The following is a 23521-nucleotide window of genomic DNA, read 5'->3' on the forward strand; positions in this document are numbered from 1 at the left end:
CGCCGCCGGGAGGCGCGGCGGGCGCACCGGGCACGGGCGGGGCGTTGCCGGAGCGCGGGACCGGCGGGGCGTCGCCAGGGCCGGGTACCGGCGGGGCGTCTTCCTCGGCGGCGCGGCGTCGACCGGCCGGTGCGCCGGGGCGTCGGCCCCGGTCGGTGCCGTCGCCGTCGGGCATTGGCGGGGCGGCCGTCGGCACGGGTCCGGTGCCGTCCGTCGGGACGGGAACGCTGGCGTCGACCGGGCCCCGCCGCATCCGGCCGGACCGGGGGTCACGTCCGTCGGCGGGGGCGCCGCGCAGCTCGCCGGTCGGCGGACCGGCTGGTGGCTGAGGGGTGCCGGGGGCCGGGACGCCGACCCGGGCGGCGCCCACGGCACCGCCGGGTCGCCCGGCGGCGGCCGGTGGCGGCGTACCGCCTGGCACCGCCGCCCGGCCGTCGGGGCGCCGACCGGGCGCCGGCGCGGCCGGGTGTGGCGCGTCCGGGTGCGGGGGTACGGGCGCGCCCGGACGCGGTCCGGTCGGCGTGCCGGCGCGAGCGCCGGGGGGCGTGCCGGGCGGCGGCCCGACCTGGGGGCCGGCGGCCGGACCGGGCTGCGGCCCGGTCCGCGGCTCGGTCTGCGGAGCCGCCGGGAAGTTGGCCTGCGGATGCGCCGGGAAGCCGTCCTGTGGATGCGGTGCGGAAGCCCGCTGCGGGCCGGGGGGCGGGGTCGCCTGCGGGCCCGTCGCGGTGCCGGCCGGTGCGCCCGCCGGCGGAATCGCCTGCGGACCCGTCGGGGTGCCCGGGACGGGGCGTGGCCGCCGGTCCGGGCCGTCCGGGCCGGGTTGCGGACGACCGGGCGCCGGGGGGCGGCGGACGGGCTGGTGCGGGGGGACGGCCTCGGGGGCGGCGGGGCCGGCCGGCCGGGGTGGTTCCGGCGCACCGGGCCAGGGTCCGTCCACCGGGCGGGAGCGCGGCGGCTCGGCCTCGGCGCGGCGCACCGGGGGTGCGGCGGCTGGACCGGGGCCACGGTGGGGCGGCGGCCCGGCAGGGCCGGGAGCCGTCGGGTCACCCGGACGGGGGCCGGGAGGCGAGGCGGGTTCCAGCCCGCCCGGCCCCAGCTCGGTGCGCTGCTGCTTGGCCGAGCGCAGGTCGTCGATCCAGCCGAACTCCTCGCCGCTGATCGGCTCCTCGGGCTCGGCCTCGGCCTTGCCCCGTCCCCAGCGGCGCCCCTTGGCGCGGGAGTCGCGCCGCTCTTCGGGGCCGTCCTCCGGTCGCTCCGAACCACGCGATTTCACTACTGACCCTCCTCGGCGGTGTCACTGCCGCCCTCTCGCGCCGCGTCGGCGCCGCCCGTGTCCGTCTTTCGGCGGCCGTTGTCCGCCGAGCCGCTCCCGACCCCCGCCGCCGAGGGCGCGGCCGGCGCGGGCAGCCCCCGGACGATACGGCGCAGCAGCGGCAGCCGGGTGGCGACCGAGCGCTCGGCGCCGTGCTGGCTGGGCCGGTAGTAGTCGGTGCCGGCGAGGTCGTCGGGGGCGTACTGCTGGGTGACCACGCCGCGCTGGTCGTCGTGCGGGTAGCGGTAACCGGTCCCGTGCCCCAGCCCCTTGGCGCCCGAGTAGTGCGCGTCGCGCAGCCCGCGCGGCACCGGCCCGCCCCGGCCGGCCCGCACGTCGGCGATGGCCGCACCGATCGCGGTGGTCGCCGAGTTGGACTTCGGCGCGGTGGCCAGGTGGATCACCGCCTGGGCGAGGTTGAGCTGCACCTCGGGCAGTCCGACGTACTCCACGGCGTGGGCGGTGGCGGTGGCCACGCTCAGCGCCGTCGGGTCGGCCATGCCGACGTCCTCGCTGGCGAAGATGACCAGGCGACGGGCGATGAACCGCGCGTCCTCCCCGGCGACCAGCATCCGGGCCAGCCAGTGCAGCGCGGCGTCCACGTCGGAGCCGCGCATGCTCTTGATGAAGGCGCTGGTCACGTCGTAGTGGGCGTCGCCGGCCCGGTCGTAGCGCACGGCCGCCACGTCGACCGCCTGCTCGGCGGTGGCGAGGTCGATCCGCGCGGCGCCGAGGGCCGTGGCGGAGCCCGCCGCCGCCTCCAGCGCCGTCAGCGCCTTGCGTACGTCGCCGGACGCGAGGCGTACGAGATGGTCCTCGGCCTCGGTCTCGAGGGTGAGCGCGCCGCCGAGGCCGCGCTCGTCGGCGACCGCGCGGCGCAGCAGGTCGCGCACCGCCGCGTCGTCCAGCGGCTGGAGGGTGAGCAGCACGCACCGCGACAGCAGGGGCGAGATAACCGAGAAGTACGGGTTCTCGGTGGTCGCCGCGAGCAGCGTGACCGTGCGGTCCTCGACGGCGGCGAGCAGCGAATCCTGCTGGGTCTTGCTGAACCGGTGCACCTCGTCGATGAAGAGCACCGTCTGCGGGCCGCCGGAGCGGCGCTGGCGGCGGGCGGTCTCGATCACCGCGCGCACGTCCTTGACCCCGGCGGTGAGGGCCGACATGGCGACGAACCGGCGGTCCGTGGCCCGCGCCACCAGGTGCGCGATGGTCGTCTTGCCGCTGCCGGGCGGGCCCCAGAGGATGACCGACATCGGCGCCGTGGCCGAGACGAGCTGGCGCAGTGGGGCACCGGGCGCGAGCAGGTGATCCTGACCGACCAGCTCGTCGATGCTGCGCGGGCGCATCCGGACGGGCAGCGGCGAGTCCTCCCCCACCGCGGTGAACCTGTCCACACCGACGGGACCCGCGGGCGTGGGGGGCGCTCCGGCGGGTTCACCGAGGGAGAAGAGGGCGTCGGACTCCATCAGGGGAACAGTACAAGGCCCGGCCGACGGCGCCGGAAGCGCGCCGTCGGGCCGGACCCGTGATGATCGGTTACGGTCAGCCGCGGCCGGGACGCCGGCCCCGGTACCAGCGGCCGCCACCGCCGCCGCCACCGCCGCGCGGGCCCCGGCCGACCCCGGCCAGGTACAGGGAGAGCAGCAGCAGGCCGATCAGTACGAGGGTGTTCCAGTTGAACAGGTCCGGGGCACCGAAGTTGGTGTCCAGCAGGTCGATGAGCAGGGCGAAGCCGAAAACGACCGCCGCGAGAATGGCGAGCATGACGTTCCTCCGGTGGGGGTTCCCAGTGGGTCGGCGCGGGATGTACCCAATCGGTCCGCTCGCCAATCTCCACCGTGGAGCGGCCCGGTCTCCGGCCGGCTTCGGCGACGGCCGGAGACCGGGGTCCGCCGGCAGGAGGCCGGAGACCGTCCTAGGCTTGCTGACGTGATCATCGCCGACCAGGTACTGGAGGGGCGGGACGCCATCCTGGCGGCCGCCGGTCACCACCCGTACGTCCGGCACGCGCTCGCCCGCGACGAGGTGCCGCGCGGCTGGCGGCGCGACGACGCGGTGGGCTGGCTGCTGCCGGCGGAGCACGGCCCGCGCGGTGGCGCGATCGGCGCCCCCGGTCCGGCGGTCGAGGTCTTCGCCGACCTGGTCGCGCGGGGCGCGCTGCGGCCGGGCCAGTGGCTGCACCTGCCGCGGCTCGACCCGGCGGCGCTGCCCAACCGGCTGGCGGTGGCCCGGCACGACGAGTGGGACTTCCTCTGGAGCGCCGCCGCGCCGCCGCGCCAGCCCGACGAGGAGCGGGTGGTCCGGCTCACCGGCGCCGACCACCCGGCGCTGACCGCTCTGATCGACGAGGCGTTCCCGAGCACCACCTCGCGACCGGGCGACCCGAGGATCGTCGACTGGTACGGCATCCGCGACGGCGACCGGATCGTCGCCTGCGGCGCCGACCGCAGCCGGGGCGACATCGGCTTCCTCGCCGGACTGACCGTCGCCCCCGACCGGCGGGGACGGGGGCTGGGCGCGGCGCTGACCGCCGCCATGACCCGGGCCCTGCTCGCCCGCCACGACACCGTGGCGCTCGGCGTCTACAGCGTCAACGTCGGGGCGATCCGGCTCTACCGGCGGCTCGGCTTCACCGGCGCCCTGGCCCGCAGCTCGGTGCACCTGGCCTGAGACGCCTGGCACGGCCCCGGTCGGCGGGGGGACCATTGCTCGTAAATGGTCGCGGCCCCCGCCATGGTCCCGGCCCGCACCGCCGGGGCGACCGCCCGCCGCCCCGGCGGAAGTCAGGTGGACGCTTCCCGACCGCCGTCGGCGTTCCCGCTCGTCAGGGCCATGTCAGCGGGCCGCACCGGATCGGCGGCGTCGGGCCTGACCGGGCCCGACCGCCTCCGCCGCTCGGCCCGCCAGGCGGGCAGGTAGAGCGGGGCGGCGACCGCCAGCACCACGGCACCGACGAACATCGCGAGGCTGATGCTGGTGCGGTCGGCCAGGGCGGTCAGGACGACGGCGCCGAGCGCTCCGGCCGGCTGGGCCATCATCGAGTTCAGCGAGATGACACTGGTCCGGTAGGGACCGTCGACCTGACGGTGCAGGAGCCCCATGTGCAGCGGGTTCGACGCGCCGTGCACGGCGTAGCAGGCCAGGAAGGCGATCAGCACCCCGACCGGGCCGGCGAAGAGGCCCATCCCGACGACTGTGACGCCCTGGAGGACGCGCAGCAGCGCGGCGCTGGGTGCGGCGCCAAGCCGGCGCAGCATCAGCGGGGTCAGCGCGGCGCCGGCCGCGTTCGCCAGCCAGGCCACCGAGGTGGCCGGGCCGAGCAGCGCCGCCGCCCGGTCGGCGTCGCCGACGACCTCCGCGAGGCGGACCGGCAGCAGCGACTCGAAGGTGACCATGCCGAAGCCCCAGAACAACTCCACGGCCACCAGGGCGAGCAGCACCCGGGAGCGGCGCAGCAGCCCGAACGCCTGCCCCACCATCCGGGGCGCCTCGGTGATCGAGGCGCGCAGCGCGCCGGCGCCCTTGGCCGAGCGGGTCTCCACCAGCAGGATCAGCAGCGCGACCAACGCCACCGTCTGAAGGGCGATGGCGGCGAGCACCGGCAGGGTCAGCGCGCTCACCGGCCCGATCGGGCCGAGCGCGACCAGGCCGCCGCTGAGCAACGCGCCGGCACCGATGGCGACGCCGATCACGGTGCCGGCGTGGCCGAGGCCAGGCTCGTACTCGGCCTCCGGGTCGGCGGCGAGGGTGGCGTCGACGTACCAGGACTCCAGCGGGCCGCTGTCCAGCGCCCGGTAGACGCCCTGCAGGGCCCAGGACAGGACGAAGAGCCAGAACGAGTCGGCCACCACGAAGACCACGAGCGAGATCACGCAGGTCACCCAGGCGACGACGAGCACGGGCTTGCGGCCGAGCGCGTCGGCGAACCCGCCCGTCGGCAGTTCCAGCGCCAGGACGATCAGCCCCTGTGCGGTGACGACCAGACCGATCTGGGAGAGCGAGAGGCCGCGCTCCTGCATCAGCAGGATCATCACGGGGATGAGCAGCCCGGCGGGTAGCCAGCGCAGGCCGTAGAGCACGAGGTAGCGACGCCGGATCTGGCGTACGGTCAGCGCGCTCACCGCTTCCCCTCCACCCGGGGGTAGGCGGCCAGGAAGACGTGCACCGGCTCCGCCTCGGGCTCGTCGGGCACCTGCTCGTCGCGGTAGCGCTCGAGCAGCCGCCACAGTTCGTCGTTGAGGGCCTGTAGCCGGGCCGGGCCGATCCTCAGCAGGGAGTCGCTCATCCCGGCGGCGTCCCGCCACGCCCGGGTGTAGCCGTGCTCGGCGGCCATCCAGCGCTCGGACTGCTCTGCCAGCAGCCGCACCTGGTCGGCCTGGATCCACTGCACCGCCGCCCGGGCGTCCGGGTCGTCGTCGAAGTCGGTCGGCTCGAAGTTGCTCATGTCGTGGGCAGCCCGCCACCACCGCTGCCGGCCGGTGCCCCGGTCGAGGTCCTCCGTCACCAGCCCCACCTCGGCGAGCTGCCGCAGGTGATAGCTGGTCGCTCCCGTGTTGGTGTCCAGCTTCTCGGCCAGCGTGGTCGCGGTCGCGGGCCCGTCCGCCCGCAGCGTGCCGAGTAGCCGCAGCCGCAGCGGATGGGCCAGGACGCGAACCTGCCGGTTGTCCAGGTGGACGGCGCGCGGCGCATTCTCCATGAACGCACAATACCTGTGCACACTTTCTTTGCACAAGAGTTATGCATAGAAAGTGTGCATCGACGACGGCGTGCGCACCCGGCACGGGTCGCTCCGGGCAGAACTCCGGGCGGGTCAGCGGGTGAGTAGTTCGCGCACCCCGCGCAGGCGGGTGCCGAGCAGCCCGGCGGCGCGGGTGGAGTCGAGGCGCACCTCCGCGGGGCGGAGCACGCCGGCAGCGGCGCCGGTGGTGGTCTTCATGCCGGCCGGGTCGATGCCGCAGTGCGCGGCGACCAACAGGCCCAGCTCCGCGCGGCTGACCGCGTCCGGACCGGCCACGTTGAGCGGGCCGGCGTAGTCGGTACGGAGAAGCTCCAGCACGGCGGCGGCCAGGTCGGTGACGTCGATCGGACAGCGCAGTTCGTCGGTGAACAGGCTCGCCCGGCCGGCGAGCGCGTCGTGGCAGAGCTGGATCTGCTTGCTCCCGTCCCCGACGATCAGCGAGGTACGCACCAGCACCGCGCCCGGGTCGAGGACACGCACGGCGGTCTCGGCCGCGGCCTTGGCCGCCCCGTACGGGAAGATCGGGCTGGGCGGCTCGTCGTCGGCGTACGGCTCCGGGCGGCCGGCGTGCACCGCGTCGCTGGACACGTGCACGAGCCGCGCCCCCGCCTCGGCGGCGGCGTACGCGACGTGGGCGGCCCCGTCGGCGGTCACCGCCCAATCGCCGTACCGGTAGGGGGTGCCGACCACGGCTTCGGGGCGGACCCGGGCGACCAGCTCGCGCACGGCGGCCCGGTCCGTCACGTCTAGCCGGCGCGTCTCGACGCCCGGCACCTCGGCCCGACCCGAGTGGTACGTCCCCACCACCGACCAGCCGGCACCCACCGCCTGCCGGCACACCTGGGCGCCCAGAAACCCACTGCCCCCCACCACGAGCAGCCTCATGTCCCGTCCCCCCTCCGCTCTTCCCTCTTACGGACGATCAAGAGGTTTGCGTCACGTCGTCGAGCAGATCATGACGCAAACCTCTTGATCGACACACGAGGGCGAGCCGGGGCGAGGGCCCCGGCTCGATCTCGGAGGGAAAGGCGGGTGGGGTCAGGTGGGGTCGGCCACCGGGGCGGCCGGGCCGGCCGTGCCGGTGTGCGGGGCGGCCTGCGGCTTCGGCTTGGCGTCGATGCCGGCCTCGGTGCGCTGCTGGCCGGTGATCGGCGTGGGCGCGCCGGTCAGCGGGTCGAAGCCGCCCCGGGTCTTCGGGAAGGCGATGACCTCGCGGATCGAGTCCGCGCCGGCGAGCAGCATGCAGACCCGGTCCCAGCCGAACGCGATGCCGCCGTGCGGCGGGGCGCCGTACTTGAACGCCTCCAGCAGGAAGCCGAACTTGTCCTGCGCCTCCTCGGGGGTGATGCCGAGCAGCTCGAAGACCCGCTTCTGCACGTCGCCCCGGTGGATACGGATCGAGCCGCCGCCGATCTCGTTGCCGTTGCAGACGATGTCGTACGCGTACGCCAGCGCCCGGTCCGGCGCCTCCTCGAACCGGTTGACCCACTCGGCGTTCGGCGAGGTGAACGGGTGGTGCACGGCCGTCCAGCCACCGTCGTCGGTGCGCTCGAACATCGGCGCGTCGACCACCCAGCAGAACGCCCAGGCGCTCTCGTCGACCAGGCCGGCCCGCTTGGCGATCTCGATCCGGGCCGCGCCGAGCAGTTCCTGCGCCTCACGGGTGTTCGTGCTGGCGGCGAAGAAGACCGCGTCGCCCGGCTTCGCGCCGACCGCGTCGGCGAGCCCGCCCAGGTGCGCGGCAGAGAGGTTCTTCGCCACCGGCCCGCGCGCCTCGCCGGTCTCGGCGTCGAGCACCACGTACGCCAGGCCGCGCGCGCCGCGCGCCTTGGCCCAGTCCTGCCAGCCGTCGAGTTCCTTGCGGCTCTGCGCCGCGCCGCCGGGCATGACGACCGCGCCGACGTAGCCGCCCGCGTCGATGGCGCCCGCGAAGACCCGGAACTCGGTGCCGCGCAGGTAGTCGGTCAGCTCGGTCAGCTCGACGCCGTAGCGCAGGTCGGGCTTGTCGGAGCCGTACCGGGCCATCGCGTCGTGCCAGGTGATCCGCGGGATCGGCCGGGAGATCTCGTGGCCGGCCAGGTCCTTCCACAGCGCCGAGACGATCGCCTCGCCGAGATCGATGACGTCGTCCTCGGTGACGAAGGACATCTCGATGTCGAGCTGGGTGAACTCCGGCTGCCGGTCGGCGCGGAAATCCTCGTCGCGGTAGCAGCGGGCGATCTGGTAGTACCGCTCCATGCCGCCGACCATCAGCAGCTGCTTGAACAGCTGCGGCGACTGCGGCAGCGCGTACCAGCTGCCGGGCTGCAACCGCACCGGCACCAGGAAGTCGCGGGCGCCCTCCGGCGTGGACCGGGTCAGCGTCGGGGTCTCGATCTCCAGGAAGTCCCGCTCGTGCAGCACGGTGCGGGCGAGCTGGTTGGCCCGCGAACGCAGCCGCATCGCCTTCGCCGGGCCGCTGCGGCGCAGGTCCAGGTAGCGGTAGCGCAGCCGGATGTCGTCGCCCGCCTCGACCTGGTCGTCCACCGGCAGGGGCAGCGGCGCCGCCTCGGAGAGCACCTCCAGCTCGGCCGCGGTCACCTCGATCTCGCCGGTCGGCAGCTCCGGGTTCTCGTTGCCCTCGGGGCGGTGGGTCACCTCGCCGGTCACCCGGACGCAGAACTCGTTGCGCAGCGCGTGCGCGTCCTCCTCGCGGAACACCACCTGGACCACGCCCGACCCGTCGCGCAGGTCGACGAAGATCACGCCGCCGTGGTCGCGCCGGCGGGCCACCCACCCGGCGAGCGTCACCGTGGTGCCGGCGTCCGTCGCGCGCAGGCTGCCGGCGTCATGGGTACGGATCACGACTCGCGTCTCCTCATCTGCGGTACAGCGTTACCCCTGGCATTCTGTCAGCCCTCCCCCGCCCCCCGTTGCGGGGTGAGGGCAAGGTGGGGTTCGGCCGGCGACGCGGATCCGTTCCTGCCCCTACAGCGGGATGTCCCAGGCGCGGACGGTCAGCACCACCGTGCCGTCGTCGTTGACGTCGGTGACCTGCACCAGGGCCATCTTCCAGGTGTCGCCGCGCTCCTGCGCGTCGCTGAGGGAGGTCTTGACGCACAGCACCACGCCCTTGCGCGCGGGCACGTTGAAGTCCTGGCCGATCGAGCCCTTCTCGATCCGGTCGTTGCAGTCGGCCGCGCCGATCGTCGCGGCGTCGACCTGGGTGCCCTTCGTCCCGGCGGCCAGGTTCAAGTACGACGAGTTGCCGCCGCAGCGGGCGTTGAACCGGAGCTCCTCGCCGTCGCTGACCCGCACCTCGGGCTTGTCCAGGTCGATGTCCAGGTTGCTGTCGCAACTGGCCCGCAGCGTGAGGCGTTCGTCGACGTACTTCTCCTTGTAAGCGGTCTGCGGGCTGAGGGACGGTTCGGTGCTCCCGTCGGGCGTCGGCCCGGAAGGCGGCGCCGCTCCGGTGGGTTCCGGCGTCGCCGCGGTCGACGCGTCTGACGGCGCATCGGTGCCGGGCGGCGGATCGACGGGCCGCCCCGCGCCGGCCGCCCGGGCGATGTCCCGGGCGTCGTTGGCCTGGTCGAGCGCCCGCAGCGACAGCACCGTGGCGAGCAGGCCGAGGACGACGGCCAGCGCGGCGGCGCCGACCGCCACCAGGGGCCACCGGCTGCCGCCGCGCGGCTTCGGCGCTGCCGGCCCGCCCGCGCCGGGAGGCGGCGACACCGTGGGGCCCTGCTGGTCCGAGGTCATCTCGTGGCTCCTCACATCGGGTGGCCGTACAGCCGCACTTCCTGTTGCCGGGGCAACCGCCGGGCACGGGGCGCATTTATCCCAGAAATGGAGCAAGATCGCTGTCAGCAACCCGTCACCCGTTCGGGACGCGGCGTCACCGCCGCGCCGGGATAATGAACCGCCCCCATCGATCTTGTGCAGGTGAACCCCCATGACCGAGCCGTCGACCGGCACGGACTCCCCCCGCCGCCGGCGCGGTCTGACGCCCGGCGAGAAGACCGGTGCGGCGATCGGCCTGGCCAGCCTGCTCGTCGCCGTACTCGCCTGGCAGTGGCCCCGGCAGAGTCAGGACCCGCGGCCCACCCCGCCGCCGACCCCGTCCCGGGTGACCGCGAGCGCCACCGCGCCGGCCAGCACCCCGGCCACCCCCGGCAGCGTCGCCCCCGACCGGACGTACCTCGACGCGCTGACGCCCGAGACCGGCGCCGGCTACCTGCGACCGCTGCCGCGCGCGCTCGCCGGCCGGACCGACCTGCCAAAGCCGGTCGTGCTCTCCTGCCCGAGCAACGACGGCGCGGACCGCGCCCGCTCGGTCAGCTACCCGCTGAAGCGCCGCTACCTCGACTTCTCGGCCACCTTCCGGGCCTGGTACCCGCCGGGCCAGGATCCGGAGTCCGCCGTGCGGATCAGCGCCGTCGTGACCATCAAGCAGCCCGACGACACCCTGACCCGACAGCCCCGACCGGGCCGCACGACCACCATGTCCCGACCGGCGGAGTCGCTCTCCTTCTCCGTGGAGGGGGCCGACCTGCTGACGCTGACCGTGGAGTGCGACCTCGGCGAGGGCCTCGCCGTCCTCACCGACGCCGGGCTGACCCGCTGACAGGAGTGCCGGGCGGCAGGATCCAGGACGAGGTCAGTCGCGCACGTCGGCCGGCAGGAGGTGGTTCACCACGATCTTCCCGACGGTCAGCGCCCGGGCCCGCTCCTCGACGCCCCGGTCGGCGCCGGTGAGCCGGCCGCCGTGCTGGCGCAGGTGCTCCTCCCACGACGGCACCTGGTAGACCTCGACGAAGCCGTCCTCCCGTTCGCCCGGGCGGAACAGGCCCCAGCGCATCGCCCCGGTGCGCCGGCGCGACCGCCCCACCAGGCGCATCGCCGCGACGAACTCCGCCTGCCGCTCCGGCGGCACCGTGTAGGAGACGGTCACCAGCACCGGCCCGCTGCGTGGGTCCGCGGGCAGCGTCAGGTGCGGCTCCGGCCACCAGACGGCCGGGTCCCGGTCGAGGCCCCGGGTCTCGCGCAGCGGCCAGAGCGGCACGGTCACCGCGCCGGCCGCCATCGTCCCGGCCGCCACGGCGAGCGCCACCACGAGGCTGGTCAGCTCGCCGAGGGCACCCCAGGCGACCGCGCCGAGCGCCTGCCCGCCAGCGAAGACCATCTGGTAGACCGAGAGGCCGCGGGCGCGTACCCAGCCGGGCAGGAAGAGCTGCATGGCGGCGTTGACGCTGGACAGCACGGTCATCCAGGCCATGCCGGCGGGCACCAGGGCCAGGGCGACCGGCACCGGGCCAGGTGCCAGGGCGAGCACCACCAGGACGGCGGCGTAGACCAGGCCGGCCAGCAGCAGGAGCCGGTTGGTGGTGAGCGCCAGCCGGATCCGGGGCAGGACGAGGGCGCCGGCCACCGCACCGACGCCGAGCGCGGCGAGCAGCACGCCGTACCCGCCCGCGCCCAGGTGCAGGCGGCGGCTGGCGACCAGGGGCAGCAGGGCCCACAGGGCGCTGCCCGGCACCACGAACAGTGCGGCGCGCAGCATGATCCGGCGGACCACCGGCGAGTGCCGCACGTACCGGCCACCGGCGCGCAACGCGGCGGTGAACCGCTCCGGCAGGTCGTCGCCGCCGGCCCGCTCCGGCCGCCAGCGCAGTAGCGCCATCGCGAAGACGGCGAACGACACCGCGTTGACGGCGAAGACGGTGGCGACGCCGGCCCGGGCGACCAGCACACCGGCCACCGCCGGGCCGACCGCGCGGGCCAGGTTCACGCTGATCGACCCGAGCGCCGAGGCCGAGACGAGCTGGGAGCGGGGCACCAGCTCGGGGATGACCGCCTGCCAGGCCGGCAGGGTCAGCGCCTGCCCGACGCCGAGGGCGAACGTCAGGGTGAGCAGCAGCGCCGGCGGCATCCGGTCGGCGGCGGTGAGGCCGGTCAGCAGTACGCCGACGGTGGCCAGGAAGAACTGCACCCCGATCAGCAGCCGGCGGCGGTCGAGGGTGTCCGCCAGCGCGCCGGCAGGCAGGGCGAGCAGCAGCACGGGCAGCATGCTGGCGGTCTGCACCAGCGCCACCAGGGTCGAGGCGTTGGCCTCCTCGACGAGCAGCCACTGGGCGCCGACGGTCTGCATCCAGGTGCCCACGTTGCTGGCCAGGACCGCCAGCCAGAGGCTGCGGAACGCGGCGAGCCGCAGCGGGGCCCAGGCGGACGTGACGGCGTCGGCGGGCGGGGTCGGGGAGGCGCTCACCGACCGGAACGTACCCCGGCCCGCCCGCTTGAGTCCGGTGAACCGTTGCGGTGCGGTCGATCAGAAGATGCTGACGCCGTAGCGGCTCAGCGCCTCGCCGACCGGCTGGAAGTAGGTCGTGCCGCCGGTGCGGCAGTTGCCGCTACCACCGGAGGTCAGGCCCAGGGCGATGGTGCCGCTGAACAGCGAGCCGCCGCTGTCGCCCGGCTCGGCGCAGACGTTGGTGCGGATCAGGCCGGAGACCGAGCCCTCGGCGTAGTTCACCGTGGCGTTGAGCGCGGTCACCGAGCCGCCGCGCAGGCCGGTGGTGCTGCCGGAGCGCTGCACCGACTGGCCGACGTAGGCGTTGCCGGCCGCGGTGATGTCCCGGTAGCTGCCGTTGTAGAGGTAGACGTTGCCGGCGGCGTTGGCGGAGTTGTTGTGCCGCACGATGCCGTAGTCGTTGCCCGGGAAGCTGGTGCCGGCGCGGCTGCCCAGCAGGTTGGTCTGGGCGGAGTTGCTGTACCAGCTGGCCGAGATGTTGGTGCAGTGCCCGGCGGTCAGGAAGTAGTAGGTGCTGCCGCTGCGGACGTTGAAGCCGAGCGAGCAGCGACCGCCGCCACCGGCGTAGATGGCCTGGCCGCCGGAGATCCGGGTGCCGAGCACGCCGGCCTCGGCCTCGATCCGGATCGCGCCGTTCATCCGCTCGGCGGCGGCCTTGACGCGCTCCAGCTTGGCGCCGGTGACGGTGCTGTCGACGGAGACGACGACCTGGTTGGTGGCCGGGTCGGTCCACCACGCGGTGCCGGGGATCTTGGCGGAGCGGTCCAGCTCCGAGGTGGCCCGGGCCAGCTCGCTGGCGCCGCGCTTGACGATCTTCGGGGTGGCGCCGGCGGCACTGACCTGCCGGGCGGCGAGCGCGTCGGTCACGGTGACGACCATCTTGCCGTTGGCGTCGGCGTACGTGCCGGCGGACCGGTCGCCGAGGCGCTCGGCCAGGCCGGCGGCGGCGTCGGGCGAAGCGAACGAGGGTGCGGCCTGGGCGGGCGCGCCGATCAGCGAGCCGGCGACCATGGCGCCGGCCGCGGCGACGACGGCGGCACGACGGAGCGAGGACCTCGTGGGTCGCATGCAACAACCTCCAGAAGGGGTGACAGACCCGCGCCGGGGCGACACGAGCCGGGAGCAGCCCTGCCGATCTGGGGGTACCGGCCGAGCACACTGAAGTATTCACATACTTGAGTTCGTATGCAAGACCCGGCTTTGTCCTTTTCGCCCCGGCTGCCGCGGCCACCGACCCGAAATATCGTGGACACAGGCGTACGTCCATGCGCTTCGCCCGCCGTCCCACCATCCGGTACGCGCGACCCGGCGGCCCCCATGACGTCACCATGTTGATCGGCACCGACGGCACGCGTCGCGGCCTGGGCCGATCCGCCCGGCGACGGACGGTCAGCCGACGCGGCGGCGCGCTCCGGGCCCCGGCCGCGGCACCACGTCGCGCGGCCGGGCGACCTCGTGCCCGCGCTCGCAGCGCAGCTCGACGCGGACCTCCGCGTCGCAGTCGCGGTGCGCGACCGTCAGCGGCGAGCCCTCCGGGTCGGCCAGGTAGCGGTCCCCCCAGCCGAGGACGGCGACCAGCACCGGCCACAGGTCGAGCCCCATCCCGGTCAGCCGGTACTCGTGGCGCTCCCGGCTGCCGGGCTCCCGATAGGGCTCGCGCCGCAGGACGCCACGCTCCACCAGCATCGCCAGCCGGTTGGCCAGCACCTGCCGGGGCACGCCGGTGCGCACCCGCATGTCGTCGAAGCGGCGGACGCCGTTGAAGACCTCGCGCAGGACCACGAGGGTCCACCGCTCACCGAGGATCTCCATCGCGCGGGCGATGGTGCAGTTCTCCACCGACCAGTCCAGTGCCGCGGGTCTCATGCGCTCCAGGCTAGGTCTGATTGACAGACTCAGCAACGCGCTGCGAGGCTGGGTCCATGACACAGATGCAGGATCCGGCGCGCAGCCGTACCTTCTCGTGGTCCGACCCGGGCATCAACGCCGCGCACGTCGGCCGGCGCGGCGGCCTGGAACTGCTCCGCGCGATGATCGCCGGCGAGCTGGCGGCGCCACCCATCATGCACCTGGTCGACATGTCCCGGATGGAGGCCGACGAGGGGTGGGTGGCCGTCGAACTCGTCCCGCAGGAGTTCCACTACAACCCGCTGGGCACCGTGCACGGCGGGGTCATCTCCACCCTGCTGGACACCGCCGCGGCGTGCGCGGTGCACACCACCCTGCCGGCCGGGGTCGGCTACACCTCGCTGGACCTGAACGTGAAGTTTCTGCGCCCGGTCACCGTCGCGAGCGGCACGCTGCGCTGCGAGGGCACCGTCCTGCAGAGCGGTCGCCGCACGGCCCTGGCGGAGGCGAAGCTGCTCGACGCGAAGTCGCGCCTAATCGCCCACGCCACCTCGACCTGCCTCCTCTTCCCCCTGGACCCCCGGCCCACCGAGTAGTCGATCATGCAGTTGTGGTGCCGGGACACTGGCGGTTCGCGGCTTCCGTCCCCCGACACAACTGCATGATCGACGAGGCGGGGGCGAGGGCGGGTCAGCGGGCGGCCAGGCGGGCGGCGCGGGCGTCGCGCTTCTCCTCGAAGCGGGAGGCGGCACGGTCCAGGTCGTCGAGGTGCGTGGCGATCTGGTCGCGGGCTTCCTCGCCGTCGGCGTCGAGCCCCGTCACGTTGAAGACGTCCCACTGGCGCAGCACCGGCGCCACCACCTCGTCGCGGTGCTGGCGCAGGTCGTAGATGCCGGCGAGGGCGATCGCCACGGACTTGCGGGCGAAGCCGTCGATGCCGTTGCCGGGCATCTGGAAGTCGGCCACCACGTCGGCGACCGCCCGCATCGCCTGGCTCGGCGCCAGCTCGAAGGCGGCGGCCAGCAGGTTGCGGTAGAAGACCATGTGCAGGTTCTCGTCGGCCGCGACCCGGGCCAGCAGCGCCTCACAGGCCGGGTCGCCGGTGACCCGACCCGTGTTGCGGTGCGAGATCCGGGTGGCCAGCTCCTGGAACGAGACGTACGCCAGGGAGTGCAGCACCTCGTCGTCGTGGACGTTGGCGTAGCCGGCGGACATGTGCGTCATGCGGGCCCGCTCCAGCACCACCGGGTCCACCGCCCGGGTGACGGTGAGGTAGTCGCGGATGGCGGTGCCGTGCCGACCCTCCTCGGCGGTCCACCGGTGCACCCACGTGCCCCAGGCGCCGTCGCGGCCGAACAGGGTGGCGATCTCGTGGTGGTACGAGGGCAGGTTGTCCTCGGTCAGCAGGTTGACGATCAGCGCGGTACGGGCCACGTCGGGGATCGTCGTGTCGCTCTCCGCCCACGCCTCGCCGCCCAGCGGCCCGTCGAAGGTGCGCCCCTCGCTCCACGGCACGTACTCGTGCGGGAACCACTCCTTGGCGATGGCCAGGTGCCGGTCGAGGTTCTTCTCGACGACGGGTGCCAGTTCGAGGAGCAGGGCGGTCTGGCTGAGTGCGGTCACGACGATCTCCCTACGGTGGCGTAACTTACGCCACCGTAGGTCCGATCGCGCGTACGCGCCAGTAATGTCTCAGCTGACCAGGGGCCTGAGGTCCGCCCGGGGCGGCGTCCACTCCCCCGCCGCGGCGGGGGTCTGCTCGCCGGAACGGATGTCCTTCACCTCGTCGGCCGCGCCGTCCACCCCCGGGAACCAGACGTACGGGATGCCCCGCCGCTCGGCGTAGCGGATCTGCTTGCCGAACTTCGCCGCGCTCGGCGACACCTCGGTCGGCACGCCCCGCGAACGCAGCGCCTCGGCCACCCGGTTGCTGGCGGCGCGCTGCTCCTCGCTGGTCACCGCGACCAGGACGCAGGTCGGCACGTCCCGCGACACCGACAGCGCGCCGGCGCCGAAGAGCAGCCCCAGCAGCCGGGTCACCCCGATCGAGATGCCGACCCCCGGGAAGCGGGTGGCGCCGGCGCTGGCCAGGTTGTCGTACCGGCCGCCGGAGCAGATCGAGCCGAACCGCTCGTAGCCGATCAGCTGGGTCTCGTAGACCGTGCCCGTGTAGTAGTCCAGGCCCCGGGCGATGCGCAGGTCGGCCACGCAGAGCCCCGGGGAGTGCGCGGCGGCCGTCTCCACCACCCGGACCAGCTCCTCGACCCCCTCGTCGAGCATCGGGTCGCTGACGCCCAACGCGCGGACGGCGTCGGCGAAGGAGGCGTCCGGGGCGGAGATCTCCGCCAGCGACAGGACCGCCTTGGCCTGCGCCTCGCTCGCCCCGGCCGTCTGCGCCAGCAACTCGGCCACCCTCTCCGGGCCGATCTTGTCGAGCTTGTCCACCGCGCGCAGGGCCGCCTCCGGGTCGGTCAGCCCGATGCCCCGGTAGAAGCCCTCGCAGATCTTGCGGTTGTTGACCTGGATGCGTACCGGCGGGATCGGCAGCGAGCGCAGCGCGTCGCCGATCACCAGCGGCATCTCCGCCTCGTGGTGCGGGGCGAGGGTGTCGCGGTCGACGATGTCGATGTCGGCCTGGAGGAACTCGCGGTAGCGCCCCTCCTGCGGCCGCTCGCCCCGCCACACCTTCTGGATCTGGTAGCGGCGGAACGGGAACTGGAGCTTGCCGGCGTTCTCCAGCACGTAGCGGGCGAACGGCACGGTCAGGTCGAAGTGCAGGCCGAGCGCGTCGTCGCCGGTCGGGCCGTCGGCGTCGGCCTGGAGCCGCCGGATCAGGTAGACCTCCTTGGAGGTCTCCCCCTTGCGCAACAGCTGGTCCAGCGGCTCCACCGCGCGGGTCTCCAGCGGGGCGAAGCCGTACAGCTCGAAGGTGCCGCGGATCCTGTCGAGGACGTACTGCTCGATCATCCGCTGCGCGGGCGTCCACTCCGGGAAGCCGGAGATGGGCGTGGGCTTGCTCATGATGCTCCGTTCGCGGTCCCGCGCGGTCGGCGCGGGCGAAGAGTCGGCGCGGCCGGCCACGGCCGCGGGGCGAGAAGTCGGTGCGGCCGGTCAGAGGCCGCGGGCGGGGGCCGCCGGTCGCGCGCCGCCACCCGCCACCTCGACGAGGTACGGGTTGGTCGCGCGCTCGCGGCCGATGGTGGTCGCGGGGCCGTGGCCGGGCAGCACGACGGTGTCGTCGGCCAGCGGGAGGATCTTGTCCCGGAGGCTGGTGACCATCCTCGTCATGCTGCCGCCCGGCAGGTCGGTGCGGCCGATGGAGCCGGCGAACAGGACGTCGCCCGAGAGGCAGAGTTGCTCCGCGTCCCACGACGAGCCGGCGGCCGGCAGTCGGAAGAGCACCGACCCGCCGGTATGGCCCGGGGCGTGGTCGACGGTGATCTCCAACCCGGCGAGGGCGAGCGTGGCGCCGTCGGTCAGCTCGGCGACGTCCTCCGGCTCGGTGTACGGCAGCCGCCCGCCGAAGAGCGCTCTGAGGTCCGCCGACAGCCCCTTGGCCGGGTCGGCGAGCATCTCCCGGTCGCCGGGGTGCACGTACGCGGTGATGCCGCGCGCGCCGCAGACCGGCGCCACCGAGAACGTGTGGTCGAGGTGGCCGTGGGTGAGCAGGACGGCGGCCGGGTGCAGCCGATGCTCGGCCAGCAGGGCGTCGAGCCGGTCGAGCACCCCGATGCCGGGGTCGACCACCACGCACTGCTCCCCCGGCGCGGCGGCGACCACGTAGCAGTTGGTGCCGAAGGCGTCCGCGGGAAAGCCGGCCACGAGCACGTCCGCTCCCCTTCCGTCGAGTGGGTTGCCTGTCAGCAGCCTATCGGGCAGGGCGAGGAGGTTCTGCGCGTGCGTCCGGGGCGTCCCCCGTGGCGTCGATCGTGCCCGTCCCGGGCACCGCGTGCGGCGACGATCACGTGCGTCCCGGGGGCTCCGCCGGGCGCAGTGACGCGTCCCGATAAACCCGGCCCGGACCTAGTACACCACTTTCCCAGCCGGTAGCCGTACACTCTGGCGGGCGTGTGGCGTGGCGCACCCGCCGCCGAACGGGCGCAGGACGCCCGACCACCGGTGACGACCAGGGTAGAGGAAGGGGAGCACGGGTGGCTTCCAGCAGGGACCGGCAGCGCAAACTGGCGCGCGCCAAGCTCGACCGGCAACTCGCCCGCCGGGCCGCCGTCGTCAAGCGTCGTCGGCAGATCCAGGCCGGTGTCGGCGTCGCCGTCGTCCTCGCGCTGATCGTGGGCGGCTCGGCGTGGGCGCTGGGCGCCTTCGACGACGAGCCGAAGGAGAACACGGCCGCCGAGGACGTCTGCCTGTGGACGCCGCAGGACGCCACCGCGAACACCAACCTCAAGGACGTCGGCACCCCGGCCACCGAGGGACTGCCCACCGACGGCGTACGTCCGATGACGGTCACCACCAACCAGGGTGCGCCGATCACCGTCGAGCTGGACCTGGCCGGCGCCCCGTGCGCGGCGGCGAGCATCGCCCACCTGTCCAGCCGGTCGTTCTACGACAACACCAAGTGCCACGAGATCACCGCCGAGGGCGCGGTGCGCTGCGGCGACCCGAGCGGCACCGGGCTCGGCGGGCCCACCTACTCGTTCTACGACGAGAACGTGCCCACCGCGCCGTCACCGTCGGCCAGCCCCGCCGCCGGCCAGCCCGCGACGTACCCGAAGGGCACGGTCGCGATGGTCGCCAACCCGCCGGGCGCCAACGGCAGCCAGTTCCTGATGTTCTTCAAGGACTTCACCACGGCAGACCCGAAGTATCCGATCATCGGCCGGGTCACCGGTGGGATCGACGTGGTGGCGAAGATCGGTGCCAGGCCGACCGTGGACAATGGGACGGGGGCCAAGGTCAAGCCCAAGGACGACGTGGTCGTGCAGAGCCTGACCGTCGGCGAGCCCGTGGCGCAGGCGACCTCGGCACCGACGCCGCCCGCTTCGGGCGCTCCGGCGGCCAGCCCGAGCGCCGGCTGACCCGGCCGCCCCACCAATCTCAGCGGCTCCGACCGCGCCACCCGACAGCCCAGGAGGATCCAGGCGTGACGTCCACCAGAGAGCGGCAGCGCGCGGCGGCGCGCGCCCGGCTCGAGAAGGAGATGGCCGAGCGCGCGGCCAGGGCCCGCAAGCGCCGGCAGACCCAGGCGATCGTGGGGGCCGCCTCGGTCCTGGTCCTCGTCGTCGCCGGCACGGTCTGGCTCGTCACCACCCTCGGCGGAGACGACGACAAGACCGACACCGCCGGCCCGGGTGCCGGCAACGTGCAGTGCGCCTGGACCGAGATCCCCACCGACCAGCGGTCCCCGCAGATCAAGGACGTCGGGGTGCCGCCCGTGCAGCAGTCGGCCACGGGCACCCAGACGATGACGATCGACACCAACCTGGGCCCGATCACCGCCACGATCGACCGGTCGGCGGTGCCCTGCACCGCGGGCAGCTTCACCCACCTGGCGGAGAAGAACTTCTTCGACAACAGCAAGTGCCACCGGCTGGTGACCGAGGGCATCAAGGTGCTCCAGTGCGGTGACCCCGGCGCGACGGGCAAGGGCTGGCGCCAGACCGACGGCACCGGCGGCCCGAGCTACCGGCTCGCCGAGGAGAACCTGCCCACCGACAAGCGGCCCCCGTACCCGGAGGGCGTGATCGCGATGGCCAACTCGGGCCAGCCGGGCAGCACGGGCAGCCAGTTCTTCATCGTCTACGGCGACTCGCCGCTGGACCCGAACTACACCGTCCTGGGCACCATCACCGGCGGTATGGACCTCGTGAAGCAGGTCGCGGCGGCGGGCGACGACAAGGCGTTCGCGAAGCAGGCCGGTGGCGGCCACCCGAAGAAGGAAGTCACCATCAAGAAACTCACCATGAGCGCCCCCCAGGGCTGACCCGCACCCCAGCCGTACGACGAGCGCCCGCCGGCCCCGCCGGCGGGCGCTCGTCCGTTCCACCCGCACACCAACGCCCGGGCTCGGTCGGTGCCGGGCCGGGGCGTTGGTGTGCGAGGGGTCGGCGGGGTCAGGCGCCGGAGGTGACGCGGTAGGCGTCGAAGACGCCGTCCACCTTGCGGACCGCCGCCAGCAGGTGGCCCAGGTGCTTCGGGTCCGCCATCTCGAAGCTGAACCGGCTCACCGCCACCCGGTCGCGGGTGGTGGTGACCGTCGCGGAGAGGATGTTCACCCGCTCCTCGGAGAGCACCCGGGTCACGTCGGCGAGCAGCTTGTGCCGGTCCAGCGCCTCGACCTGGATGGCGACCAGGAACGTCGACGCCGAGGTGAGCTTCCAGCTCACCTCGACCACCCGCTCGGCCTGCGCCCGCAGGTCCTCGGCGTTGGCGCAGTCGTCGCGGTGCACGCTCACGCCGCCGGAGCGGGTGACGAAGCCGAAGACCGAGTCCGGCGGCACCGGGGTGCAGCAGCGGGCCAGCTTGATCCACACGTCGCTGACCCCGCGTACGACCACGCCCGGGTCGGCGCTGCTCTGCCGGCTGCGGGGCGGACGGGTGGCGACGGCGGTCTCGGCGATGTCCTCCGCCGCGCCCTCCTCGCCGCCGTACGCGGCCATCAGCTTCTGCACCACCGACTGGGCGGAGACCTGGCTGTCGCCGACGGCGGCGTAGAGGGAGGCCACGTCGGCCAGGTGCAGGTCCCGGGCGATCGCCATCAGCGCGTCGGAGGTGAGCATCCGCTGCAACGGCATGCCCTGCTTGCGCATCGCCTTGACGATCGCGTCCTTGCCGGCCTCGATCGCCTCCTCGCGCCGCTCCTTGTTGAAGTACTGCCGGATCTTCGTCCGCGCCCGCGGGCTCTTGACGAAGCCCAGCCAGTCCTGCGTCGGGCCGGCCGTGTCGGACTTCGACGTGAAGATCTCGATCACGTCGCCGTTGGACAGCGTCGACTCGAGGGGCACCAGCTTGCCGTTGACCCGCGCCCCGATGCACTTGTGCCCGACCTCGGTGTGCACCGCGTACGCGAAGTCCACCGGCGTGGAGCCGGTCGGCAGCGGGATGACGTCACCCTTCGGGGTGAAGACGTACACCTCCTGGCTGGACAGGTCGAAGCGCAGCGCGTCGAGGAACTCGCTCGGGTCGGCCGCCTCCCGCTGCCAGTCCAGCAGCTGGCGCAGCCACGTCATCTCGTCGATGTGCGCGGGCGGGCCGACGATCTGGGTGCCCTTGTGCTCCTTGTACTTCCAGTGCGCGGCGATGCCGAACTCGGCGGTGCGGTGCATCGCGTACGTGCGGATCTGCATCTCCACCGGCTTGCCGGTGGGCCCGATGACCGTCGTGTGCAGCGACTGGTACATGTTGAACTTGGGCATCGCGATGTAGTCCTTGAACCGGCCCGGCACCGGCTGCCAGTTGGCGTGGATCACGCCCAACGCCGCGTAGCAGTCCCGCACCGTGTCGACCAGGATCCGCACCCCGACCAGGTCGTAGATGTCGTTGAAGTCGCGACCCCGCACGATCATCTTCTGGTAGATCGAGTAGAGGTGCTTCGGCCGCCCCGTGGTCTCCGCCTTGATCTTGGCGGCCTTCAGGTCGGTCTGCACCTTCTGGGTGACCTGGCGCAGCAGCGCCTCCCGCTGCGGCTGGTGCTCCCCGATGAGGCGGTTGATCTCCTCGTAGCGCTTCGGGAAGAGCGTGCCGAAGGCCAGGTCCTCCAGCTCCCACTTGATCGTGTTCATACCCAGCCGGTGGGCCAGCGGGGCCAGGATCTCCAGCGTCTCCTTCGCCTTCTGCTCCTGCTTCGGGCGGGGCAGGAAGGTGAGGGTACGCATGTTGTGCAGCCGGTCGGCCAGCTTGATCACCAGCACCCGCGGGTCCTTGGCCATCGCGACGACCATCTTGCGGATCGTCTCGGCCTTGGCCGCGTCGCCCAGCTTGACCTTGTCGAGCTTGGTCACCCCGTCGACCAGCAGCGCCACCTCGCCGCCGAAGTCGGCCCGCATCTGGTCGAGGGTGTATTCCGTGTCCTCGATCGTGTCGTGCAGGAGCGCGGCGACCAGGGTGGTGGTGTCCATGCCCAGGTTGGCCAGGATCGTGGCGACCGCGAGCGGGTGGGTGATGTAGGGGTCGCCGGACTTGCGGTACTGCCCGGAGTGCCAGCGGGCCGCCGTGTCGAAGGCGCGCTGGAGCAGCCGCGCGTCCGCCTTGGGGTGGGCGTCCCGGTGGGTCGAGATCAGCGGCTCCAGCACCTCGCTGACCTGCGAGGACTGCCAGGGCGCGTTGAACCGCGCCAGCCGCGCCCGGACCCGGCGGCCGGTGGGCGCGGTGGAGAGCGCGAAACCGGCGCTCGGCATGTGGTCGCCGACGACGTCGGCGGGGAACGGAAGCAGGACCCCCTCGGTCGCCGCGCCCGCGCCGTCGGCCGTGGCCGTCGGCGTGTCGGGGCGTACGGGCTCGGCCGGGACGGTCACGCCCGCCTCCGGTGCCTGCGCGTCACCGTTGGGTGCGGTCGCCGAGCCGTCCGCGTCGCCTGTCGGGTACACCGTGCCCTCCACCGGAGGGGCGACATCGTGGGACACCGGCCTCCTCACCGCTCGCCGGGAAGTCACCGACCGTGCGCCGGCCGGCCTGGTCTCGTGCCGCCCGGACGGGTCCCGCCCGGTCAGCAAAGGGCAATGCTACCCGCACGCACGGTGCCCCGCCGCTCCGCCGGACGGTCCGCACCGGGTCCGCCCGACGGTCGGCGGGGTCAAACGGTCAACAGGGCATGCACCGGGCGCGGGGCCAGCCGCTCCCGGCCGCCGAGGAAGGCGAGCTCCAGCAGGACGGTGAAGCCGGCCACGGTCCCGCCGGCCCGCTCCACCAGGTCCAGCGTCGCCTCGGCGGTGCCGCCGGTGGCCAGCACGTCGTCGACCACCAGCACCCGGTGCCCGGCCGTGAAGGCGTCCTCGTGCACCTCCAGCGTGGCCTCGCCGTACTCCAGGGCGTAGGAGGCCGAGTAGGCCGGACGGGGCAGCTTGCCGGCCTTGCGCACCGGCACGACGCCGACCCCGGTCGCGTACGCGATGGCGGCAGCGACCACGAACCCGCGCGCCTCGATGCCGACGACGACGTCGAACGACTCCCGCCCGTGGTACGCGACGATCCCGTCGATCACCTGACGGAACGTGTCGCCGTCGGCGAACAGCGGCATCAGGTCCTTGAACATGACGCCGGGCTTCGGGAAGTCGGGCACGTCGAGCACCCGGCTGGCGACCAGCGCGGCGGTGGCCGGGCCGCTGTCTCCCCGTACCCCGGTGCTGTGGGTCTCCGTCACGGCAGTTCCGCTCCCCTTCAC

The 23521-nt window shown here is 73.8% G+C and carries 20 protein-coding genes; 5 read left to right on the plus strand and 15 right to left on the minus strand.

The window, feature by feature from the left end; genetic code table 11:
• Positions 1-1272: 1272 nt before the first annotated feature.
• Together RM555_RS23820 and RM555_RS23825 are read right to left on the minus strand one after the other, a co-directional pair.
• Complete coding sequence (locus RM555_RS23820) at positions 1273-2778, minus strand: replication-associated recombination protein A (RefSeq protein ID WP_311413820.1); 1506 nt, start codon at positions 2776-2778, stop codon at positions 1273-1275.
• Between the two features lie 76 nt (positions 2779-2854).
• Positions 2855-3076 (minus strand): hypothetical protein, encoded by a 222-nt coding sequence (locus RM555_RS23825; protein ID WP_089000992.1) that lies wholly within the window; start codon positions 3074-3076, stop codon positions 2855-2857.
• A gap of 165 nt (positions 3077-3241) precedes the next feature.
• Here RM555_RS23825 and RM555_RS23830 point away from each other — a divergent pair, with 165 nt between their 5' ends.
• The gene (locus tag RM555_RS23830; RefSeq protein ID WP_311413821.1) at positions 3242-3982 is read left to right on the plus strand and encodes a GNAT family N-acetyltransferase; all 741 of its coding nucleotides are present in this window, start codon (positions 3242-3244) and stop codon (positions 3980-3982) included.
• A 113-nt stretch (positions 3983-4095) separates the two neighbouring features.
• Here the strand turns inward: RM555_RS23830 and RM555_RS23835 are convergent, their stop codons facing one another.
• The 5 genes from RM555_RS23835 to RM555_RS23855 all read right to left on the minus strand — a co-directional run bounded on the left by RM555_RS23835 (position 4096) and on the right by RM555_RS23855 (position 9788).
• Positions 4096-5433, minus strand: a complete 1338-nt coding sequence (locus RM555_RS23835) for an MFS transporter (RefSeq protein ID WP_311413822.1) — start codon at positions 5431-5433, stop codon at positions 4096-4098.
• Positions 5430-6008, minus strand: a complete 579-nt coding sequence (locus RM555_RS23840; protein ID WP_311413823.1) for a winged helix-turn-helix domain-containing protein — start codon at positions 6006-6008, stop codon at positions 5430-5432. The genes RM555_RS23835 and RM555_RS23840 overlap by 4 nt, the downstream gene beginning before the upstream one ends.
• A 114-nt stretch (positions 6009-6122) precedes the next feature.
• A complete protein-coding gene (locus RM555_RS23845; RefSeq protein WP_311413824.1) occupies positions 6123-6935 on the minus strand; it encodes an SDR family oxidoreductase in 813 nt (270 codons plus the stop codon).
• Between the two features lie 153 nt (positions 6936-7088).
• Complete coding sequence (aspS, locus tag RM555_RS23850) at positions 7089-8894, minus strand: aspartate--tRNA ligase (RefSeq protein ID WP_311413825.1); 1806 nt, start codon at positions 8892-8894, stop codon at positions 7089-7091.
• A gap of 123 nt (positions 8895-9017) precedes the next feature.
• Entirely contained in the window at positions 9018-9788 is a 771-nt protein-coding gene (locus RM555_RS23855; protein WP_311413826.1) for a hypothetical protein, read from the minus strand.
• Positions 9789-9981: 193 nt separating this feature from the next.
• Between RM555_RS23855 and RM555_RS23860 the strand changes: the two genes are divergently transcribed.
• Entirely contained in the window at positions 9982-10653 is a 672-nt protein-coding gene (locus tag RM555_RS23860) for a hypothetical protein (protein ID WP_311413827.1), read from the plus strand.
• A gap of 33 nt (positions 10654-10686) precedes the next feature.
• On the opposite strand, the gene RM555_RS23865 is transcribed toward RM555_RS23860, so the two are convergent.
• The 3 genes from RM555_RS23865 to RM555_RS23875 form a co-directional block, all read right to left on the minus strand.
• Positions 10687-12294 carry an MFS transporter gene (locus RM555_RS23865; RefSeq protein WP_311413828.1) on the minus strand — a complete coding sequence of 536 codons (1608 nt, stop codon included), beginning with the start codon at positions 12292-12294 and terminating at the stop codon, positions 10687-10689.
• Positions 12295-12354: 60 nt separating this feature from the next.
• Entirely contained in the window at positions 12355-13404 is a 1050-nt protein-coding gene (locus RM555_RS23870; protein ID WP_311413829.1) for a S1 family peptidase, read from the minus strand.
• A gap of 321 nt (positions 13405-13725) precedes the next feature.
• A complete protein-coding gene (locus tag RM555_RS23875; protein WP_311413830.1) occupies positions 13726-14202 on the minus strand; it encodes a winged helix-turn-helix transcriptional regulator in 477 nt (158 codons plus the stop codon).
• 56 nt (positions 14203-14258) lie between these two features.
• Here RM555_RS23875 and RM555_RS23880 point away from each other — a divergent pair, with 56 nt between their 5' ends.
• Positions 14259-14780 carry a PaaI family thioesterase gene (locus tag RM555_RS23880; protein ID WP_311413831.1) on the plus strand — a complete coding sequence of 174 codons (522 nt, stop codon included), beginning with the start codon at positions 14259-14261 and terminating at the stop codon, positions 14778-14780.
• Positions 14781-14874: 94 nt separating this feature from the next.
• Here the strand turns inward: RM555_RS23880 and RM555_RS23885 are convergent, their stop codons facing one another.
• The 3 genes from RM555_RS23885 to RM555_RS23895 all read right to left on the minus strand — a co-directional run bounded on the left by RM555_RS23885 (position 14875) and on the right by RM555_RS23895 (position 18012).
• Positions 14875-15807, minus strand: coding sequence for an acyl-ACP desaturase (locus RM555_RS23885; protein ID WP_311413832.1), 933 nt, complete (start codon positions 15805-15807; stop codon positions 14875-14877).
• Positions 15808-15876: 69 nt separating this feature from the next.
• The gene (hisS, locus tag RM555_RS23890; RefSeq protein WP_311413833.1) at positions 15877-17205 is read right to left on the minus strand and encodes a histidine--tRNA ligase; all 1329 of its coding nucleotides are present in this window, start codon (positions 17203-17205) and stop codon (positions 15877-15879) included.
• Positions 17206-17295: 90 nt separating this feature from the next.
• A complete protein-coding gene (locus RM555_RS23895) occupies positions 17296-18012 on the minus strand; it encodes an MBL fold metallo-hydrolase (protein WP_132240127.1) in 717 nt (238 codons plus the stop codon).
• A 323-nt stretch (positions 18013-18335) separates the two neighbouring features.
• Between RM555_RS23895 and RM555_RS23900 the strand changes: the two genes are divergently transcribed.
• Both RM555_RS23900 and RM555_RS23905 read left to right on the plus strand, forming a co-directional pair.
• A complete protein-coding gene (locus RM555_RS23900; RefSeq protein ID WP_311413834.1) occupies positions 18336-19220 on the plus strand; it encodes a peptidylprolyl isomerase in 885 nt (294 codons plus the stop codon).
• A 65-nt stretch (positions 19221-19285) separates the two neighbouring features.
• Positions 19286-20125, plus strand: coding sequence for a peptidylprolyl isomerase (locus RM555_RS23905; protein ID WP_311413835.1), 840 nt, complete (start codon positions 19286-19288; stop codon positions 20123-20125).
• 130 nt (positions 20126-20255) lie between these two features.
• Here the strand turns inward: RM555_RS23905 and RM555_RS23910 are convergent, their stop codons facing one another.
• Positions 20256-22763 (minus strand): RelA/SpoT family protein, encoded by a 2508-nt coding sequence (locus RM555_RS23910; protein WP_311413836.1) that lies wholly within the window; start codon positions 22761-22763, stop codon positions 20256-20258.
• Between the two features lie 170 nt (positions 22764-22933).
• Positions 22934-23500 (minus strand): adenine phosphoribosyltransferase, encoded by a 567-nt coding sequence (locus RM555_RS23915; protein WP_151456489.1) that lies wholly within the window; start codon positions 23498-23500, stop codon positions 22934-22936.
• Positions 23501-23521 lie beyond the last annotated feature (21 nt).

Source organism: Micromonospora reichwaldensis (assembly GCF_031845925.1).
In the GTDB taxonomy this organism is placed as follows: Bacteria; Actinomycetota; Actinomycetes; order Mycobacteriales; family Micromonosporaceae; genus Micromonospora; species Micromonospora reichwaldensis.

Coding starts and splice junctions, on each gene's coding strand:
- RM555_RS23845 (WP_311413824.1), bottom strand. CDS start 6,935: ATGAGGCTGCTCGTGGTGGGGGGCAGTGGGTTTCTGGGCGCCCAGGTG.
- RM555_RS23825 (WP_089000992.1), bottom strand. CDS start 3,076: ATGCTCGCCATTCTCGCGGCGGTCGTTTTCGGCTTCGCCCTGCTCATC.
- RM555_RS23880 (WP_311413831.1), top strand. CDS start 14,259: ATGACACAGATGCAGGATCCGGCGCGCAGCCGTACCTTCTCGTGGTCC.
- RM555_RS23855 (WP_311413826.1), bottom strand. CDS start 9,788: ATGACCTCGGACCAGCAGGGCCCCACGGTGTCGCCGCCTCCCGGCGCG.
- RM555_RS23870 (WP_311413829.1), bottom strand. CDS start 13,404: ATGCGACCCACGAGGTCCTCGCTCCGTCGTGCCGCCGTCGTCGCCGCG.
- RM555_RS23875 (WP_311413830.1), bottom strand. CDS start 14,202: ATGAGACCCGCGGCACTGGACTGGTCGGTGGAGAACTGCACCATCGCC.
- RM555_RS23820 (WP_311413820.1), bottom strand. CDS start 2,778: ATGGAGTCCGACGCCCTCTTCTCCCTCGGTGAACCCGCCGGAGCGCCC.
- hisS (WP_311413833.1), bottom strand. CDS start 17,205: ATGAGCAAGCCCACGCCCATCTCCGGCTTCCCGGAGTGGACGCCCGCG.
- RM555_RS23840 (WP_311413823.1), bottom strand. CDS start 6,008: ATGGAGAATGCGCCGCGCGCCGTCCACCTGGACAACCGGCAGGTTCGC.
- RM555_RS23860 (WP_311413827.1), top strand. CDS start 9,982: ATGACCGAGCCGTCGACCGGCACGGACTCCCCCCGCCGCCGGCGCGGT.